Origin of the sequence: Pseudomonas sp. PDM25 (genome assembly GCF_019219045.1) — a bacterium.
Taxonomy (GTDB): Bacteria; Pseudomonadota; Gammaproteobacteria; order Pseudomonadales; family Pseudomonadaceae; genus Aquipseudomonas.
In genome coordinates this window covers 181,506-200,725 of the sequence record NZ_JAHUWL010000010.1, presented here as the reverse complement: position 1 = coordinate 200,725, position 19,220 = coordinate 181,506, and the positions used below count along the sequence as shown (strand labels likewise).

The following is a 19,220-nucleotide window of genomic DNA, read 5'->3' as shown; positions in this document are numbered from 1 at the left end:
CGTCGGCCATGGCAGGCACCGGCATGCTCCCTCCGTTGTTCGAGCGACTCGCCTCAAGCGAGGTCGACACTGTGCAGGTGTTCGACCGCCAGGGGTTGCTCGACTCGGTCCGCACGGAGTTGCTGCGCTTGTTCAACACCCGGCGCGGCCGACGCCCGCTGACCTCCCCTCCGAGCATTCTCGACTACGGCATCGCTGACTGGACTGCATTGCAACAGCAGCGCAGCGATGACCGCCGTCAGTTGGCGCGGGAAGTGCGCGAGGCCATCAACCATTTCGAACCGCGCCTGCGCCTGGGCGAGGTTCAGGTCGATCCGGTGCCCGGTCATCCGCAGCAACTGTGCATTCGCCTGGTCGGTGAGTTGCGCAGTGGCCAGCAGCACTGGCCCGTGGCATTTGTCATCGAGAGGGCCAGCGATGGCCTTGAGGTGCGTCATGAGCGACTCGATTGACCCGCAACTGCTCGACTACTACCAACGCGAACTGACCTGGCTGCGCCACGCCGCAAGCATTTTCGCCGAGCGTTATCCCAAGGTCGCCCGGCGCCTGGAACTGTCACCCGGCGAATGCCCCGACCCGCATGTCGAACGGCTGCTGGAAGGTTTTGCGCTGCTGGCGGCGCGCCTGCAACGACGGCTCGATGACGACTACGCCGAATTCAGCGACGCCTTGCTGGAACAACTTTACCCCTTGGCCATGCGCCCGCTGCCGTCCTGCGCGATCGTGCAGTTCGAACCGGACCCGAGCAAAGGCAATCTGGCTGGCGGCTATCCATTGCCACGGGACACACCGTTATTTGTCACCACCAGCAAGGGCGAAAGCATCCACTTTCGCACCAGTGCAGCCGTTCGATTGTGGCCAGTGGAAATCAACGAAGCGTTGCTGCTTGGCAGCGACGAAGCTCAAGCCCTGACCGGTGTGCCTCAGGCCCGTTCGGCGTTGCGCCTGAGTCTGCGTTGCCTGGGTGAAAGCCAATGGTCGGAGCTGAGCATCCAGCATCTGCGCATCCACCTGGCCGCGTCCCCGGTGATTAATGCCTGCCTGTATGACCTGCTCGGCGCCCACGCCGTGAAGGTGTTGGCCGGGCCGGCGGGAAGCGTGCCGTCGGTGTTGACAGGGCTGCCTGAGATCGTCGGATTTGCCAGCGGCGAAGTCCTCCTGCCAGACGAGGACGGTGTGCATCCCGGCATGCGCCTGCTCGCCGAGTACTTTGCCTTCCCGGACAAATTCAACTTCTTTGACCTGCCACTGGCCGGCGCCAGCAGCGACACCCAGACGCTGTTTCTGTACATCGTCTTCGACCGCCCGCCGACCAGTCGCATGCACCTTCAGGCCAGCGACATCGCCCTCGGTTGCGCGCCGGTGATCAACCTGTTCCCGCGCACCTCCGAACCCCTGCGTCCAGATGGCACCCGCAGCGAGTACCGCCTGGTGGCCGACAGTCACCGGGAGAACAGCGTCGAGATCCATAGCATCCGCGCGGTGCGCGCCACCACCCGCCAAGGCGTGCAAAGGGTGCCGGCCTATTACGGCAGCCAGCATGTTGGCGGCGATAAACAGTGCTACTGGCATGCACGACGGGTCAGCGGCATGACCCCGAATCGGCTGGGCACCGATGTGTTGATGAGTCTGGTGGACACCCGGCTCGACCCTCTTTCCGAGGCCGTCGAATACAGCCTCACCGCCGAGTTGCTGTGCACCAATCGACACTTGGCCCAGAGCCTCGCGGCAGGTACGCCGTTGGGTTTTGAGCGACCGGGGCCGGTGGCCTGGGCACGCCTGCGCAACCCGCCGAGTCCGCAAAGTTTGCCGCGACTGGAAGGTGAATCGCGCTGGCGGCTGGTGTCGCAACTGACCCTCAATCATTTGTCGCTGGTCGAAGGACCGCAGGCGCTGGATGCGCTCAAGGAAATTCTCCAGCTGCACAACCTGCGTGACGAGGCCAGCGCCTTGCGGCAGATCGAGGGTTTGCTGGGCCTTGGCTGCGAGCGAGTGATCGGCCATGTCGGCGAAGACGCCTGGCGCGGTTGGCGCAATGGGTTGGAAGTGAGTTTGCAACTTGATTCGCAGCATTTTGTCGGCAGCAGCGCGGTGTTGTTTTCGGGCGTGCTGGCGCAATTCTTTTCACTGTATGCCACGGCCAATCGGTTCGTGCGCACGGTCCTGGTTCAGTCAGACAAGGAGGTGAAAACATGGCAACCCCAAGCCGGCATGCCGCTCTCCCTCTAAACCTGAGTGAAAAACTACGACGCGATCCGCAAGCGTTTGAACTGTTGCAGGCGCTCCTGCTGCTGGAGCGTGAACATCCGCAAGCCGAATCCCTCGGTAGCGGCACCTCACCCCAGGCGGAAGCCATTCGCCTGCGCGGGCCGTTGACGCCGTTGTTTGCCGCCAGCGAAATCGAAAGCCTGACCCAGCAACCCGGCGAGCCTCCGATTCTCTGCACACCGGTGTTCGGCCTCGGTGGCCCTGACGGTCCCCTGCCCTACGCCTATCAGGAATGGCTGCAACAACGGGCTCGAGCCAAGGATCATGCACCGGCCGAGTTCCTCGACCTGTTCCAGCATCGCTTGCTGAGCCTGTTGTACAAGGTAATGCGCAAACACCGGATTGCCGTAGGGTTCACCGTCCCCGGCGCCTCGGCGGTTCAGGCTCAGTTGAGGGCGCTGACCGGGTTGTTGCCCAAATCCTTGCAAGAACGCCAAGCCGTGCCCGACTCTGCCGTGCTAGCGTGTAGCGCGCTGTTCGCCGACGGCCGCCGCTCCCTCGCGGGTTTCGCTGCCATTGTGCGCGAACACTTCGAACTGCCGGTGGAACTCAGCGCCTACGAAGGCGCCTGGCGCGAGATCCCGCCCGCCAGCCGCAGCCGCATGATCCCGGGCGGGCGCAACCTGCAACTGGGCCGCACAGCCGTGGCCGGCACTCGGGTCTGGGATGAGCATGCCGGCTACCGCCTGACCCTTGGCCCGTTGACCTCGGCCCAGGCTGCACGGTTTTTACCGGATGGCGAATCGCACCCGGCGCTGGCCAGCCTCAGCGCGCTGTATTTCGGCCCGGATCTGGATTGCACTCTGGTGTTGCTGGTGCGCGGCGCTGGCCCGATGAAACTCGGTCGCGAGGCGCCGCCGCTGCTCAGCTGGAACGGCGGTTTGCAACGTCAGACCAGCCTTGCCGTGCAACGCATCGAAACCCGTCTTCGTCAGCTGGAGATTACCTGAACATGGAACTGGCCAGTCTGATCGGACGCCTCAACCCGGACAACCGCCGCGCCCTGGAACGGGCAGCGCAACGCTGTCTGCAACGGGGTCATCACTATGTCGAAATCGAGCATTTGTTGCTGGAGTTGCTGGACATCGAGGGCGGTGACTTTGCCTATCTGCTGCCACGCTTCGGCCTGGAGCGCGACGCCCTGACCGCAGAAATCAACAAGGCCCTGGAGTTGTTCAAATCCGGCAGCACCCGCACTCCGGCGCTGTCGACGCACACCACCGGTCTGCTGGAAGATGCGGTGGTCCAGGCCAGCGTACTGGGGCTGGACAGCATTCGCTCGGGCTTGTTGCTACTCGCTTTGATCGACCGCGATGAACGCCGCAGCCTGCTGCTCAACAGTGCTTCATCGCTGTTGAAGATTCCCCGGGAGGCGTTGCGCAGCAACCTGCTGGAATGGACCGAAAGCTCTCGTGAGCACGTCGGCGGCACGCGTCCTGTCGTGGCTGGCCATTCAGCGCCAAAACAGGATTCAGTACTCGATCAGTACACTCAGGACCTGACTGCCGATGCCCACGCCGGGCGTATCGACCCTATCGTCGGGCGTGATGGCGAGATCCGTCAATGCATCGACATCTTGCTGCGGCGTCGGCAGAACAACCCGATCCTGGTGGGTGCTCCGGGTGTCGGTAAAACCGCCGTGGTCGAAGGCCTGGCCTTGCGCATCGCCGCCGCAGACGTGCCGCCGTCGTTGCAGGAAGTCAGCCTGCGGGTACTCGACCTCGGGCTGTTGCAGGCCGGTGCCGGGGTCAAGGGAGAGTTCGAACAGCGACTCAAAGGCGTGATCGACGCCGTGCGCAGCGCGGAAAAACCGATCATTTTGTTTATCGACGAAGCCCACACCCTGATCGGCGCCGGTGGCGCAGAAGGTGGCAGCGACGCGGCCAACCTGCTGAAACCGGCTCTGGCCCGCGGCGAGTTGCGCACTCTGGCCGCCACCACGTGGCTGGAGTACAAAAAATACTTCGAGAAAGACCCGGCCCTCGCCCGGCGTTTTCAGCTGGTGCAAGTCGAGGAACCGGATGAAATCACCGCCGTGGAAATGCTCCGTGGCGTTGCCGCCAAACTGGAGCAGCATCACGGTGTGCAAGTGCTGGACGCCGCGATTCATGAAGCGGTGAAACTGTCCCATCGCTACATTTCCGGACGCCAATTGCCAGACAAGGCCATCAGCGTGCTCGACACCGCGTGCGCCCGGGTTGCCCTCGGCCAGCACGACGTGCCGCCGCCGTTGGAAAGCCTGCGTCATCGCCAGAACAGCCTCAAGGATGAAGTCGAACGCCTGCGTCGCGAACAGGCCACCGGGCTCGATCACCGTGAACGCATCACCCTGCTGGAAACCGAATCCGTCGCCAATGTGCAGGCCATTCGCGAACTGGAAGTGCGCTGGAATGAAGAACGGGTCGCCGTGCGCGAACTGCTGGAAACCCGCCGCGAGTTGCTCGCCTTGAGCGAACGCGCCGACAGCGACAAACCGGACGAAGGCACCGACAGCCGCATCGATCACCTGGCCGCTGAACTGGTGCGGCTGGAAGCCGGACTCGACGCGATTCGCCAGGACGACCCACTGGTGCCGGAACAGGTCGACACCAAAACCGTTGCCGCCGTGATCGCCGGCTGGACCGGCATCCCGGTGGGCAAAATGCTCGCCGACGAAGCTCACGCCGTGCGCACTCTCGGTCAGCGTATGGGCCAACGGGTGATGGGCCAAAGCATCGCCCTGGGCACCATCGCCCAGCGTTTGCAAGCCTACCGCGCCGGCCTCACCGACCCGCAGAAACCGGTCGGCGTGTTCCTGCTGGTCGGTCCAACGGGCGTCGGCAAAACCGAAACCGCTTACGCCTTGGCCGATGCGTTATATGGCGGCGAACGCAACCTGATCAGCATCAACCTTTCCGAGTACCAGGAAGCCCACACCGTCAGCCAACTCAAAGGCGCCCCACCCGGCTACGTCGGTTATGGCAGCGGTGGCGTTCTGACCGAAGCGGTGCGGCGCAAACCCTATTCGGTGGTGCTGCTCGACGAAATCGAAAAGGCCCACCCGGATGTACTCGAAGCCTTCTATAACGTCTTCGACAAAGGCGTCATGGAAGACGGAACCGGGTTAGTGGTGGATTTCAAAAACACCGTGATGCTCGCCACCAGTAACGTTGGGGCTGAGTTGTTGCTTGATACGCCGGTGGCGCAACTGGGTACCGATGCGTTTAACGAAGCGCTGCATAAAGTGCTGCTGCAAGCGTTTCGACCGGCGTTTCTCGCTCGCATGACGGTGGTGGCGTATCGACCGCTGGATGAGGCGACGCTGGAAGGAATTGTGTTGGCGAAGCTGGAGAAATTGCGTGGCCGGTATAAAGCGGCGACGGGCAAACAGTTCGAGTTTGATGCCGGGATTGTGCAGGCGGTGTTGGCCAAGTGCAGTGCCGCGGGTGCACGGGATGTCGAGAATGTGTTGATGACCCAGGTGACGGGGAAGTTGGCGGAGTGGGTGTTGGAATAACGTCCCCCTCTGTTCAAACGCTGAATTTCGAGAGAGCAGACATGACAGTTCAAGTCGTACTTCATACGTTAACGGCGGTAAAAAAAACGCCACCCACCTGGAAACAGGACAAAAAAACCTATGAAACAGGGAATAAAAGAAACCCCTGCGAACACGCTGAAATGCTGGCCTTCAATGCAAGAGGCGGCGCCAACATCATCTACCTGGCGCAAAACGCATTTCCCTGTCAGACCTGTCACGACTTCCTGATCGCCAATAGCGCGACGTGCAAAGTCATTATCAACATTCAGGCCGATGAAGGTTCGTACAGCCTGGATCACAAGAAAAAACTGGGTGTAGCCACAGTGACAGTGCCCTATACCTTCTACTACCCAGGCACCACTGCCGGAACAGCAAAGATGGTCGCGGGCAGCAATGTTGCGGACGCACCCGCCGGATTTCCGGCGATTCCGGCCTTTACCGCCTATTGGTAAGTGCGGCAAAGGGGACAGGTTTATTTGTACCGAGCCCCCCTTTTTAATGAAAGACATGGAGCCTTGGTTATGACTTACGACATTTACCAAGTAAAACAGGAACATTACGTCGAGGCCGCGAAAGCTTTCATCCTCCAGGTAAATGCTTTAATCAAAAGCAAAACGGTGATTGACCAGCGAGCCATCCAGGCAAACGACGCACTCAACATTGCAGAATCATATTTGACCGACGGCGACGGGGTATTCAAATTTATTGCGCTGACCAAAGCAGGCGGAAGTGTTGCAGGACTGATGACACTAAAGGTCCAGGACACCGACGTTAAGGTGGAAGATCTTTGCGCCAGTCCAACCCTGCCAGGAACGGGGACTGAACTGATAGAACGTGCCGTTCAGTTTTCCGAGCGCAGAGGAAAAAATGGCTGCTTGACCTTAACCGACATGAGCAAACCAAAAGTGGAAGGTGGCAAGACATTTTATGGCGCGTTGGGTTTCATCGGGCCACCTGGCGACCTTAAAAGAACACTGAACCCCAATGCCAATCCGGGAATATGGACCCCACTCCAAAAACAGAGCGGCAAATCATGGATCAAGAAAAAATGACATTTGTCGCCTGAAAAAGAGACGGATTTAATTTTCAAGGAGTTCCCTCATGCGCCCAGTATTGCAACTACGCACCCAAAACGCCTACAACTGTGGTGCCTTCTCCATCTGGATGGCTTTGGAATCGATATATGGCATCGATAATAACCTCATTACCGCCATAGAAAAAAAAGCAAAAGTCTTTTCAAACAGCGCGGGAGGATTGTTTCGATATTACGAAATAATGAAAGTTATCTTATCACTCGACTACAACGCCGAGGCTGTCAGTTTCCACGACCGCATATCCTTTATAAATGGTCTCAACGCTCACGCTAACGACGCTATTCTGATCGCGTACTCGTTTTATGGATTGGATGGAAGAGTTCAGTCAGAACATGTAGCTGCCGCCAGTGCTCACTGGAGCGTGGCGGACCGCTGCGAGGGCGGTTACATACGGCTTGCCAACCCTCATGGAAACTGGAAATGGATCAGTGTCGACACCATTGTCAGAGCCAACCTGGACTTGGGAAATGGGAATTTCCACTGGGCCGAATTTGTTGACGAATACGAAAATACCGCCACGTTCAATCAAGAAACTACTCTGTACACAACCAGTGCTGCTGATTTACAAAATCGAGTTCACGAGCAGACCGATCTCAGCGGCTATTTCATTGCCATCAAAGGTTAAAAAAGAAACCGAGGAAGAGAAAAAGAAGAGAAAAAGGGGACGACATAGATGGCAGGCAAATTGACGGAGTGAAGTGACTGGAGTTTTCAACAGGAGATGGGCATGACAGAAATACACAAGGTCGGTCGTTACTCAGGCGGCAATGTGGCAATGACAGGGGCAAATCCCCTGTACGCCACCTGGCTGGCGGCCAACCAGGCCACGAATGGCGGGACCATTCCCGACCTGGCCAGTATTTGCCATGAGTCCTCTTCAAACCGCCGCGCCCTGGCGGGGTCGGGGGCGTCTCATGGGACCTGTTTCGCCCTGGTCGAACATTTCGATGCCGCACGGGGCGTGCTGATGTACAAATTCGGTGACAGCGCATTGAAGCTGGATCTTCTCGGCAACTACACCACCACGACCAAGAAAGTCGTAACGACCCTGCGCGGGCATGCGGAAATCAGTGCATTGGTCCAGGCGATCAATAGCGTCGCCCTTCCGGACGGTGATTACAGCAACTTCGTCACCCGTATCTATATCGAACTGAGCCCTTGTCAGCTGTGTGGACCGCAACTCGCTCCCTATGTCGCAAATTCGGTATTGATGTACAGCTACGACTATGGACAAGACCGCGACATGGATGCGTGGGTCAGTGATAACCAGGCTTCAATCCATGAAAGAGGTGGCACGTTCAAGTGGTAAGCCTTCCCCTTGTCCACCCCCTGAGGCCATTCAATGCCCCGTACCACCGACAGCAATACCAGCCTCTCCCTCACCGCCGCTTCGCTGTCGGCGCTTTACCCTGAGTCATTGTCCGGCGAAGAAACCCTCAACGCGCTGGGCACACAAACCCTCAACGGCCTCAACGACGGCGCCTCCCTCGCCCTGACCACCGCCGTCGCCACCCACGTCACCACCACCCTGCACAATGACGCTCTGCTCCGCCCGTTCGATGCATTGGTCGCGGAAATCCGCCAACTCCCCGCCGATGCCACCGCCGAACGTTATCAACTGGTGTTAAGACCATGGCTCTGGTGGCTGACCCTGGCCAGCAACAACCGTGTGTTTCAGAACCTTGCGACCTCGGACATCGTCACCACGATTTTCAAGGCCCATGGTTTTACCGATTTCAAACTGTCCCTGACCGGCAGCTACACCCCGCGCGAGTATTGCGTGCAGTACGGCGAGACCGATTTCGCCTTCGTTTCGCGGTTACTGGAAGAGGAAGGAATTTTCTGGTTTTTCACCCACGAGCATGGCAAGCACACGCTGGTGCTCGGGGACAGCAACGACGCTTTCCCGCAGATTCCCAACGGGCCGAAGGTCACCTATCTCGGTCAGCAACTGGGCGAGCGCGAACTGCACGGCATCCGCTCCGGCCAGGTGTGCATGCAAGCCGTCGCCGGGGTGTATCGGGCGACGGATTATGAGTTCACCACGCCGACCACGTCGCTCTATGGCCAGGCTGAAGCGGTGGCCGGACCGCTTTCGATGTACGAGCATCCGGGTGGCTATAACGCCAAGGCTCGCGGCGATGCGCTGACCAAGCAGCGGGTCGATGGGTTGCGCAGTCAGGAGAAGCGTTTTGTCGGTGAAAGCGACTGCCGTTGGCTGGTGCCGGGGCACTGGTTCACCCTTGCTGGGCATGACGACGCGACGTTGAACATCGATTGGGTGGTGACAGCAGTTACCCACGAAGCCAGTCACGAGGATTATCGCAATCGCTTCGAAGCCATACCCAAAGCCACGCCGTTTCGCCCGGCGCGAACCACGCCCAAACCACGGATGCATACTCAAACCGCTATCGTCGTCGGCAAGTCCGGCGAAGAAATCTGGACCGACGAATACGGCCGCATCAAGTTGCAGTTCCCTTGGGACCGCGATGGCAAGAACGATGAAACCAGTTCCTGCTGGGTCCGGGTGGTGCTGCCCTGGAGCGGCAAGGGCTTCGGCATGCAGTTCGTGCCGCGCATCGGCCAGGAAGTGATCGTGACCTTTATCGATGGCGACCCGGACCGGCCGCTGGTGACCGGTTGCGTCTACAACGGTGACAACGCCCTGCCCTATGCGTTGCCGGCGAACCAGACCCAGTCCGGGATCAAGACCCAATCGTCCAAGGGTGGCGGTGGATTCAACGAATTGCGCTTCGAGGACAAGAAGGACGCCGAAGAGGTTTTTCTCCAGGCGCAGAAGGATTTCAAGATCAACGTACTCAACGACACCACCGCCACCGTCGGCCACGACGAAACCCTGACGGTGCAGAACGCCCGCACCCGCACGGTGAAAGAAGGCGACGAGACCGTGACCCTGGAGAAAGGCAAACGCAGCGTGACCATCCAGACGGGGAGCGACAATCTGGATGTGAAGGACAGTCGCACAGTGACCGTCGGCGCTGACCAGACCCACAGCACCGGTGGTAATTACACGCACAAGGTCACTGGCGATTACAGCCTGACCGTGGACGGCAATCTGACGATCAAGGTGACCGGTACCCTCACGTTGCAAAGTGGCGGCAGTTTTTCAATCAAGAGCGGTGCGGATCTGGCGGCCGAGGCCAGCACCTCGATCAGCCAGAAAGCCGGCACCTCCGTGAGCAATCAGGCCGGTACTTCATTGGAAAACAAGGCTGGCACGACAATGACCAATGATGCAGGGATCAGCCTGACCAACAAGGGCGCCGCTTCGCAGACCGTGGATGGCGGCGGCATGCTGACGATCAAGGGTGGTCTGGTGCAGGTCAACTGACAAGGAGAATCCATGGCCATCACGCCGCTGGACTTGCAGCAGAACGATAAACAGCTCAAAGGTCGCTTGCTCGATGGCAGGCTCGACGGTGCGTTGCACATCAAGGATGACGGGCGCGCGCAGGCTGATTTGCACTACAGCCAGGGCGAGCTGCAAGGCACTACCCTGCTCTATCACCCCAACGGCAAGGTCTCGGCGCAACTGCCGTTTGTTCGTGACAAGCTGCAGGGGATCGCCAGTTTCTATGCGCCGCAGGGCTGGCTACAGCGCAAGGCGACTTACCGCCGAGGGCTGCTGCATGGAGAGGCGTTCAATTACTTTCCCCATGGGCAACTGGCCGAGTCGGAGTTCTACCGCGATGGCGTGCGCGAGGGGCGGTATCAGCGCTTTCATCCCAACGGTCAACCGGCCGTGGAGGCCCGTTATCTCAACGGTCAACTGCTGGAGCCGGAACAGGGTTTTGCTGCTGATGGGCGACCGCTGGACGCCGAGGGCAAGCCGATTTCCAGGGTTCGCTGGTGGTTCAGACGCTGGAGTGATCCGGCCGAGGCCTGACCCTTGTATTGGCTGAGATGCCCCCATCGCGGGCAAGCCCGCTCCCACAGTGATCACTGTTGTTCACAAATACTGCATTAACAGAAGATCCCCTGTGGGAGCGGGCTTGCTCGCGATGAGGCCCTCACATTCAACATCAATGTCGCCTGACACGCCGCCTTCGCGAGCAAGCCCGCTCCCACAGTTTGATCGTGTGAGTCAGGGAATCAGCATTTGCATCTGCCCCGGCATCACAATCTTGATCACCCCGGCCCAGTTGCACATCAGCGTGCTGTTGGCATCGATGGCCGGCATGCCGCCCAGCAGCAGGGTCGGCGCGCCACCGGGAATCCAGGGGGTGGCGGTGGCCGGGATGCAGGGCATCGGCGTCAATACGCCAAGCGCTGCGGCGGTGGCGGCCGCGACCATCGGGTTGGCCATGCTCATGCACGTGCCGAACGGCATGACGTTGACCAGCGGGATGTGATCCATGATGTTCGCCGCCGGCATGCCTGCGGTCAGCATGCGATTCACCGGCAGTACGTTGAGCACGGCTGGCGCCGCGCCGAAGCTGCACTGCAGGGTTGCGGTGGCACAGACTTGCGGACAACCCATTTCAAACCTCCTTCCTGGAAGTACCCTCCCCTGAACCATAGTCCGCCGAGGCTGCTTTCGCACATCAGGAACGTTGATTATCCAGCAACACGCTAACCTATAAGACCGTGCCACGCTTGTGGCTCCCCCGGCGCACCATTAGATTAGTCAATGATGTCTGGCCTCCAAAATAAGCAGAAGGGATAAGCATGGCGCTTACTGACCAGTCCACCCGTATCCGCACCGGCGAAGAGCTCGATGCCAGCCTGATCGATCCGTACCTCAAGGCCCACATTCCGGGCCTGAGTGGTTTGCCGCAGATCAGCCAGTTCCCGGGCGGTGCGTCGAACCTCACCTACTTGCTCGAATACCCCGAACAGGAGTTTGTCCTGCGTCGCCCGCCGTTTGGCCACAAGGCCAAGTCCGCCCACGACATGGGCCGCGAATTTCGCATCCTCAATCAGCTCCGGGACGGCTTTCCGTACTGCCCGAAAGCCTACGTGCATTGCACCGATGAATCGGTGATCGGCGCCGAGTTCTATGTGATGGAGCGGGTCAAGGGGATCATCCTGCGCTCCGAACTGCCCCCGGAACTGGGTCTGGATTCGGCGAAAACCGAAACGCTGTGCAAGAGTTTCATCGACAAGTTCGTCGAACTGCACCGGGTCGACTACAACGCCTATGGCTTGGGAGACCTCGGCAAACCCGAAGGTTATGTCGCGCGGCAGATCAAAGGCTGGAGCGATCGCTACGAGAAAGCCCTGACCCCGGACGCGCCAAAATGGGAAACGGTCAAAGCCTGGCTCAACGACAAGATGCCGGCCGATCACCCGACCTCCAGCATCGTCCACAACGACTACCGCTTCGACAACGTGATCCTCGACCCGAACAACCCGATGGACATCATCGGCGTGCTCGACTGGGAACTGACCACCCTCGGCGACCCGCTGATGGACCTGGGCAACACCCTCGCCTACTGGATCGAAGCCGACGACCCGGCACCGGTGCAATTGATGCGCCGCCAACCGAGCCACGCCCCGGGGATGCTGACCCGCCGTGAGTTCGTCGATTACTACGCCGAGCGTTCAGGCATCCAGATCGACAACTTCGACTTCTACTACACCTACGGCCTGTTCCGCCTGGCCGGCATCGTGCAGCAGATCTACTACCGCTTCTTCCATGGTCAGACCCAGGACAAACGCTTCGCACAGTTCATTCACATGAACAAACTGCTGGAGCAGATGAGCCTGCAAGTCATTTCAAAATCCAGCCTCTGATCACGCCACTGGCCCCAATAACAAGGAAAAACCATGTCCAAGACTCAGTTGTTCGACCTCGACGGCAAAATCGCATTCGTGTCTGGCGCCAGCCGTGGTATCGGTGAAGCCATCGCCAAACTGCTGGCCCAGCAAGGCGCCCACGTCATCGTCTCGAGCCGCAAACTCGACGGCTGCCAGCACGTGGCCGACGCGATCATCGCCGCTGGCGGCAAAGCCACTGCGGTGGCTTGCCACATTGGTGAAATGGAACAGATCAGCCAAGTCTTCGCCGGCATCCGCGAACAGTTCGGGCGCCTGGACATCCTGGTCAACAACGCGGCGACCAACCCACAGTTCTGCAACGTACTGGACACCGACCTCAGCGCGTTCCAGAAAACCGTCGACGTGAATATCCGCGGCTACTTCTTCATGTCGGTGGAAGCCGGCAAGCTGATGCGCGAAAACGGCGGCGGCAGCATCATCAACGTCGCCTCGATCAACGGCATCTCGCCGGGAATCTTCCAGGGCATCTACTCGGTGACCAAAGCGGCGGTCATCAACATGACCAAAGTGTTCGCCAAGGAATGCGCGCAGTTCGGCATCCGCTGCAACGCCCTGCTGCCGGGCCTGACCGACACCAAATTTGCTTCGGCACTGGTGAAAAACGAGGCTATTTTGAACACCGCACTGCAACAGATTCCACTCAAGCGTGTGGCGGACCCGAGTGAGATGGCGGGAGCAGTGTTGTATCTGGCCAGTGATGCGTCGAGTTACACCACTGGGGTGTCGTTGAATGTGGATGGTGGGTTCTTGTCCTAATCCGATTTACCGGATGAACAAAAGGCAGCCTTCGGGCTGCCTTCTTTTTTTGCGCGAATGATCGTTCACAGAGCGTGGGAACGAACACGCGAAAGAATATTAATTCCACCATTTGCAAACAAGGAATATTTATTCCATAAATAGCCCCTCCTGAAAACAAAATCCCAAAAGGACCCCGGCTATGCGCGAACTCGGTATCGGACTCATCGGCACAGGTTTCATGGGCCGCGCCCATGCCTTGGCGTTTCGCAACGTCAGTGCGGTTTTCGAACTGCCCCTCAAGCTCAAACTCGCCGCCCTGGCCGACGCCGATCCGCAGCGTGCCCGCCACTGCGCCGACGCCTGGGGTTTCGACACCGCTCATAGCGACTGGCAGCAACTGATCGATGACCCCAAGGTCAATCTAATCGCCATCACCACACCCAACCACCTGCATTACCCCATGGCCATGGCCGCCCTCGCCGCCGGCAAACCGGTGTATTGCGAAAAGCCGTTGGCGGTGAATCTGCAACAGGCCGACGCCATGCGCCTGGCGGCCAAAGCGGCAGGCGTGGTGACGCGGGTGGGTTACAACTATCAGCACAACCCGATGATCGGGCTGGCCCGGGAGCTGATTGAAAATGGCGACCTGGGTCAGATCATCAGTTTCCAGGGTGAATTCAGCGAAGACTTCATGGCCGATCCCGCGTCGCCCTGGTCGTGGCGTTGCGATGCCAATCATGCCGGTGGCGCACTGGCCGATCTGGGCAGTCACTTGTTGGCCATGGCCCGCTATCTGGTGGGCGATGTCGAGGCAGTGAGCGCCGACACCCAGACCGTGCACCGGCAACGTCCCGCCACAGCGGGCAGCCCGGAACAACGCAGTATCGCGGTCGACGATCAGGTCCACGCCTTGTTGCGATTTGCCAACGGCGCCCGTGGCACGTTCAGCAGCAGTTGGCTCAAGCACGGCTACAAGAATCACCTGAGTTTTGAAATCAGCGGCACCCGAGGGACGCTGGTGTTCGATCAGGAGCGCCTGAATGAACTGCGTCTGTTTCGTGCCGGCCAGAACGGTTTCCAACGCTTGCTGGCAGGGCCGAATCTGCCGGGTTATGCGGCGTTCAGTCCGGCGGCAGGGCATCAGTTGGGTTACAACGAACTCAAGACGCTGGAAGTCCATGATCTGGTGATGGCGCTGGCAGGCTTGTCTCAGGGTGGAACGGATTTCGAACAGGCGTGGGAAGTCGAACGCCTGGCGACGGCGATCCGGTTGGCAGCGCGGGAGTCGCGTTGGGTCAGGATCGAGGAAGTCTGAGCGAAACGCGCGGACACCCGCCAGCAGCACAGTGCCGCTGGCGGTTCAGCGTGAGCCGATGGAGGCTTATTGAGTGACGCAACGAGTGAACGTCGTTTCCCGGGTCACCTGCCCCTCAGCCCTCACATCGCCTTGTACATCAGTATTTTCAGTGGTTTGGCAGGTGCGCACAGGGGGTGGAGGCGGTGCAGCGGGAGGTGGCGGTGGCGGACTCGCACAACCACCCAGAATCGCCATGCAGAGTGCGAACGACAGTGTTGTAAAAGTGCGTTTCCCAAGACTTTTCATAGATTGACCCGCGGTAAGTGATCGACATATTCCGCGACCCAACGTTCTCACCGCGTATCCGCGGACCGGTCACAGAAAAATACTCTCGTATTCCTTGTACGACCGTCGGCAAAACCTGACAGTTCCTAAGATGTCTCGCGACAATGCAATGTGTTGCTCTCAAGTTCATAACGCAGCTCTTCGATCAACGCTGCCACCGCCTCCGGCGTTCTGAGGTTGGCCACGCTCAACCCACTGACCACCAGATCCACCTGCCCCGACACCGGATGATAGAGCTTCACCGTCAGTGAATGTTCACCCGTAACCTTGCACTCACAGGCCAATGGCGAAAAGCTCCGCTCCAGTTGCATACGCAATTGCGTCACATAAATCATCTGGCAGTTCCTGTCGCTGTTTTGAAAGGACGCGATACCCGAAGACCTGTATCGCACCCTTACAGCCTAAGAACTGCCGCCCCCGTCCAGAACATCAATTTGCACCCCGTCGAGTAGTGCATTTGCACCTAACGCTGAGCCTTGGGCCGCCACTCGCTGGAGAACAAACCGCGCTCACGAGCCCAGACAATCGCCTCGCTACGACTGTGAACATCGAGCTTGGAATACACCGTCGAGACATGGTTGCGCACCGTGTTCGGTGCAAGTTTGAGCCGTGCAGCGATTTCCTTGTCGGCCAGGCCTTCGCAAATCAGGCCAAGCACATCACGCTCACGGGCAGTCAGGTCGGTGAAAGACACACTAGGCAACAGCGGCGAGTTGACGTTTTTCACATTAGCCAGTTTCTCGATGAGCGTGCGGCTGAACCAAGAGGCGTCTTTCATGACCTCTTCGATCGCCGACACCAACTCCAGCTCTGTGCGTTTACGTTCGGTGATGTCCATAAACACCAGCAGGTAGCAGGGCCGGTCCTGAATGTTCACGGTGTCGGCCGATACCGCGCAATCGATCAGCCCGGCGCCTTTCTTGCGTACCCGGACATCGACACGATCCACGCTTCCGTTTTTTTCCAGCGCCGTAAACAGTCGCGCGCGGGCACCTGTGTCATCAATAAAATCGATCTGCGTTACCGATTTACCAAGCACTTCCTCACTGGAATACGCGAGCGTATCGAGGAAGGCTTCATTGACGTCCATCACCACCTGATCGACGGCGTTGCACACCAGGATCGGCACAGGGGTCAGTCGAAAAGCCTTGGCAAAACGTTCCTCGCTCTGGCGCAGGGCGACTTCGGCTTTATGCCGAGGCTCGATGTCGACGAAGGAAAACAGCATGCAGGCTTCGTCGTTCAGTTCAAGGGGCTGGCCAGCGACAATCACCTGTTTGCTGCCACCTTCGGCTAACTGCAACTGCGCCTGCATTTGCGGAATGGTCACCCCTTCGCGCAACCGCTGCTTGGCCAGGTCTCTGTTTTCAGCGCCCTCCAACACGTCCAGTTCATAGGTCGAACGGCCGATCACCTGATCACGGGTGTAGCCGGTCATCTCCAGGAAGCCCGGGTTGACCTTGATGTAGCGTAAATCGCTGAGGCGACAGATCACCGCCGGGGCCGGGTTGGCATTGAAGGTTTTTTCGAAACGCTGTTCGGCGCTGGCCCACTCCGTGACATCGTTCATGATCAGCACCAGCGACTCCGGCTTGCCAGCGCTGTCGGCCAACACCATGCTGCGCACGCTGTGAACCCAGGTGCGCTCTTCGTCGTCGGCAGGCGTCACCTCAACCAACACATCACTGAAGGACTCGCCTCGGGCGACGCGGCTGATCGGATAATTGTCGGTCTGAACCGGGTGATTATTGCGATAACGCAAGGCGAAGCGCTTGGCGTACTCCCTGGCATCCGCCCCCAGCTCGCTGAGTTGCCCGACGCCGTGCATGGCCAACGCGGCGTCATTGGCCCAGAGAAGGGTCTGGTCGAGCTCCAGCAGAATCACCCCATCGGACAGGCCGGCGATGATCTGCTGCAACTGACGGCGATTGGTTTCGGTGGTCAGGACGTCCTGGCTCATTGGATCTCCACGCGTACGGCGGCGCATTCATGCGCCGCCCTGTGAAGATTACGACCGCGAGGGGGTGGGATAGTGCAAATGGCTCACCTGCGGGATCTTGCGAACGCGATCCCTGTGACGAGGACGGCAAATTTCCGGAGGTGAGATCTTTGTGCTCGCCTATACTCAAAAGGGTAAATAGTTCTGCTGGGCGCGATTGGAAAGCTATTGATAAATATGGAAATTTAAAGGCGTGAGTATCGTTGGAGATTGCTGGTTAAAGAATATTTCTCTGTGATGATTAGGTGTCGTGAGGATTTGATATGAACGTCTTGTTGAAAGAACTTCAGGCCTATCATCATGAGGTGGCTATAAAAATCACTCGGATCAAAGAGTTGCTGAGAAAGATGAAGCATGAACCCGATGGTGCTGATGACTGCAAGCTGTTGTTCAAGATGCTGGAAACCTTGCATGGTGATGCAGAGCGACACCACCACGAAAATGAAGAACTTATTCGGCTGGCCTTGCTAGCGACTGAGGCACCGATCCACCAACGGGTCAAGGATATCGAGCGAGATCACCAAGCATTTGGACGCATTGCCGGACAGTTGAAGACATTGGAGGACACAACTCTGGAAACGAGAGTAATTGCTGACACTGTCGAGGATTTCATCAAAAAATATTTCGATCATATGGACTCGGAGGAAAATATTTTCTTTCCGGTGGCAGATAAGTGGCTGTCAGACGATCAGTGGCAGGAAATAACGCGTCAATGGCATTAATTGGAGCTCACCGTATACCGTCAATATTGCAAATCCCTTCGCTCTGGGGCACAACGCCGCTGCACTGCGTCACTGCACATCCAACAAATCCTGCAACCCCGCCAACTTCTCCGGGTTACGCATGATGAAAATCCGGCTCACCCGCCCCCCTTCATCAAAACCAAAGGTCATCGACGCAGTGATGACCCCGTCCGTCTTGATGATCACGCCTTGAGCACCATTGATTTCGCTGGGCAGCCATTCGCAAGTCTGCCAATAGACGTGCAACGACTGGCCAATGAAATCCAGCACGCTGGACATGCCAGACAACGTTTCGCGGATCGCCGAGGCCTTGCCGCCGCTGTCGGCGCAGAGTTCGACGTCTTCGCTCAGCATCGCCATCAGAGCGTTGGTCGAGCCGCTGGCGATGGCGCTATGGAAGGCGTTGAGCAACTGGTCCTGACGCGCCGGTTCCGGCTGAAAGCGCGTGTGCCCGCTGCCGAGGCTGGCCTTGGCCCGGGACACCAGTTTGCGGCAGGCAGCCTCTTGAACCCCGACCGCATTCGCGACTTGCGCGTAATCCATGTCGAAGATTTCGTAGAGCAGGTACGCCGCACGCTCCTTGGGGGTTAAACGCTCCAACAGCAACAGGAACGCGGTGGACAGCGACGAGGCCAGTTCATGCCGGTGTTCGGGTGAATCGTGATGGGTGGTGTGAATCGGTTCCGGCAGCCAGGTGCCGATGTAATCAACCCGCGACGTGTGAGCAGAGCGCAGCAAATCGATGCAGTGCCGGGTGCACGCCGTGGTCAGCCAGGCGGCCGGCGTGGCAATGGCGGCGCGGTCGGCCTCCAGCCATTTGATGAACAGCTCTTGCACGACATCCTCGGCTTCGGCGCGGGAGCCGAGGATGCGATACGCCAGACCGAGCAAAAAGGGCCGGCGCTGCTCGAACACAGCGGCGGCGTTTTCAGCGGAGTTCATCAAATCAGTGCCTCGACACCTGCAAACGGTTCCACAGGTTGATCATGCCGATCTCGGCCGTCAAGGCACCGATTTGCGCGTCATTGAAGTGGTCGCGCAAGTCACCGCGCAGGCTGGCGTAGTCGGTCTTTTCATCGAGGACGGTCAGGGCTTCGGTCCAGGCCAGGGCGGCGCGTTCGGCGGCGCTGAAATCACTGACGTGGCGCCAGACGATCAGGCGGTCCAGCCGCTCGTTGGTTTCATTGGCGTCACGGGCCTCGCGGGTGTGCATCTTCACGCAGAAACCGCATTGGTTGATCTGCGAGGCACGCAGGTGCAGCAAGTGTTTGAGGGTTGGGTCCAGATCGTGGCTGTCGAGGGTGACATGGACCTGGGTCAGGCTTTCGAACACCTGAGGAATCGATTGCAGCAGGTTGACCGGTTGGGTATTGGACGACATCGTGTTGCTCCACTGTTTGGGGGATTCAACGAGATG

19 protein-coding genes are annotated in these 19,220 nt (G+C 59.0%); 14 read left to right on the top strand and 5 right to left on the bottom strand.

Annotated features, from left to right (window positions below):
- The first annotated feature begins 8 nt into the window (after nucleotides 1-8).
- From tssE to KW848_RS20265, 10 genes are all read left to right on the top strand, one after another.
- Nucleotides 9-452, top strand: coding sequence for a type VI secretion system baseplate subunit TssE (gene tssE / locus KW848_RS20310; protein WP_192409507.1), 444 nt, complete (start codon nucleotides 9-11; stop codon nucleotides 450-452).
- Nucleotides 436-2,229 carry a type VI secretion system baseplate subunit TssF gene (gene tssF, locus KW848_RS20305; RefSeq protein WP_218537869.1) on the top strand — a complete coding sequence of 598 codons (1,794 nt, stop codon included), beginning with the start codon at nucleotides 436-438 and terminating at the stop codon, nucleotides 2,227-2,229. The genes tssE and tssF overlap by 17 nt, the downstream gene beginning before the upstream one ends.
- Complete coding sequence (tssG, locus tag KW848_RS20300) at nucleotides 2,193-3,218, top strand: type VI secretion system baseplate subunit TssG (protein WP_218537868.1); 1,026 nt, start codon at nucleotides 2,193-2,195, stop codon at nucleotides 3,216-3,218. Before tssF ends, tssG begins: the two co-directional genes overlap by 37 nt.
- A gap of 2 nt (nucleotides 3,219-3,220) precedes the next feature.
- Complete coding sequence (gene tssH / locus KW848_RS20295) at nucleotides 3,221-5,764, top strand: type VI secretion system ATPase TssH (protein WP_192409510.1); 2,544 nt, start codon at nucleotides 3,221-3,223, stop codon at nucleotides 5,762-5,764.
- A 41-nt stretch (nucleotides 5,765-5,805) separates the two neighbouring features.
- Nucleotides 5,806-6,237, top strand: a complete 432-nt coding sequence (locus tag KW848_RS20290) for a hypothetical protein (protein WP_218537867.1) — start codon at nucleotides 5,806-5,808, stop codon at nucleotides 6,235-6,237.
- Nucleotides 6,238-6,306: 69 nt separating this feature from the next.
- Complete coding sequence (locus KW848_RS20285) at nucleotides 6,307-6,837, top strand: hypothetical protein (RefSeq protein WP_111452259.1); 531 nt, start codon at nucleotides 6,307-6,309, stop codon at nucleotides 6,835-6,837.
- Between the two features lie 49 nt (nucleotides 6,838-6,886).
- Nucleotides 6,887-7,504, top strand: a complete 618-nt coding sequence (locus KW848_RS20280; RefSeq protein WP_111452258.1) for a hypothetical protein — start codon at nucleotides 6,887-6,889, stop codon at nucleotides 7,502-7,504.
- A gap of 102 nt (nucleotides 7,505-7,606) precedes the next feature.
- A complete protein-coding gene (locus KW848_RS20275) occupies nucleotides 7,607-8,188 on the top strand; it encodes a hypothetical protein (RefSeq protein WP_111452257.1) in 582 nt (193 codons plus the stop codon).
- A 33-nt stretch (nucleotides 8,189-8,221) separates the two neighbouring features.
- Entirely contained in the window at nucleotides 8,222-10,231 is a 2,010-nt protein-coding gene (gene tssI / locus KW848_RS20270) for a type VI secretion system tip protein VgrG (protein WP_218537866.1), read from the top strand.
- A 12-nt stretch (nucleotides 10,232-10,243) separates the two neighbouring features.
- On the top strand, nucleotides 10,244-10,786 hold the full coding sequence (locus KW848_RS20265; protein ID WP_218537865.1) for a toxin-antitoxin system YwqK family antitoxin: 543 nt from the start codon (nucleotides 10,244-10,246) through the stop codon (nucleotides 10,784-10,786).
- A gap of 198 nt (nucleotides 10,787-10,984) precedes the next feature.
- Here the strand turns inward: KW848_RS20265 and KW848_RS20260 are convergent, their stop codons facing one another.
- Complete coding sequence (locus KW848_RS20260) at nucleotides 10,985-11,380, bottom strand: DUF4280 domain-containing protein (RefSeq protein ID WP_111452254.1); 396 nt, start codon at nucleotides 11,378-11,380, stop codon at nucleotides 10,985-10,987.
- A 188-nt stretch (nucleotides 11,381-11,568) separates the two neighbouring features.
- Between KW848_RS20260 and KW848_RS20255 the strand changes: the two genes are divergently transcribed.
- The 3 genes from KW848_RS20255 (at nucleotide 11,569) to KW848_RS20245 (ending at nucleotide 14,734) form a co-directional block, all read left to right on the top strand.
- Nucleotides 11,569-12,636: a phosphotransferase family protein gene (locus KW848_RS20255; protein WP_218537864.1), complete on the top strand. Its 1,068-nt coding sequence runs from the start codon at nucleotides 11,569-11,571 to the stop codon at nucleotides 12,634-12,636.
- Between the two features lie 33 nt (nucleotides 12,637-12,669).
- The gene (locus KW848_RS20250; protein WP_008149805.1) at nucleotides 12,670-13,437 is read left to right on the top strand and encodes an SDR family oxidoreductase; all 768 of its coding nucleotides are present in this window, start codon (nucleotides 12,670-12,672) and stop codon (nucleotides 13,435-13,437) included.
- 181 nt (nucleotides 13,438-13,618) lie between these two features.
- On the top strand, nucleotides 13,619-14,734 hold the full coding sequence (locus KW848_RS20245) for a Gfo/Idh/MocA family protein (protein WP_218537863.1): 1,116 nt from the start codon (nucleotides 13,619-13,621) through the stop codon (nucleotides 14,732-14,734).
- 413 nt (nucleotides 14,735-15,147) lie between these two features.
- Here the strand turns inward: KW848_RS20245 and KW848_RS20240 are convergent, their stop codons facing one another.
- Nucleotides 15,148-15,396, bottom strand: coding sequence for a DUF1652 domain-containing protein (locus tag KW848_RS20240; protein ID WP_218537862.1), 249 nt, complete (start codon nucleotides 15,394-15,396; stop codon nucleotides 15,148-15,150).
- Nucleotides 15,397-15,524: 128 nt separating this feature from the next.
- Nucleotides 15,525-17,021: a helix-turn-helix transcriptional regulator gene (locus tag KW848_RS20235; protein WP_111452250.1), complete on the bottom strand. Its 1,497-nt coding sequence runs from the start codon at nucleotides 17,019-17,021 to the stop codon at nucleotides 15,525-15,527.
- A 302-nt stretch (nucleotides 17,022-17,323) separates the two neighbouring features.
- Here KW848_RS20235 and KW848_RS20230 point away from each other — a divergent pair, with 302 nt between their 5' ends.
- On the top strand, nucleotides 17,324-17,782 hold the full coding sequence (locus KW848_RS20230) for a hemerythrin domain-containing protein (protein ID WP_111452249.1): 459 nt from the start codon (nucleotides 17,324-17,326) through the stop codon (nucleotides 17,780-17,782).
- A gap of 69 nt (nucleotides 17,783-17,851) precedes the next feature.
- Here the strand turns inward: KW848_RS20230 and sigJ are convergent, their stop codons facing one another.
- Nucleotides 17,852-18,745 carry an RNA polymerase sigma factor SigJ gene (gene sigJ, locus KW848_RS20225; RefSeq protein ID WP_218537861.1) on the bottom strand — a complete coding sequence of 298 codons (894 nt, stop codon included), beginning with the start codon at nucleotides 18,743-18,745 and terminating at the stop codon, nucleotides 17,852-17,854.
- A gap of 4 nt (nucleotides 18,746-18,749) precedes the next feature.
- Complete coding sequence (locus KW848_RS20220) at nucleotides 18,750-19,184, bottom strand: carboxymuconolactone decarboxylase family protein (RefSeq protein ID WP_111452247.1); 435 nt, start codon at nucleotides 19,182-19,184, stop codon at nucleotides 18,750-18,752.
- Nucleotides 19,185-19,220 lie beyond the last annotated feature (36 nt).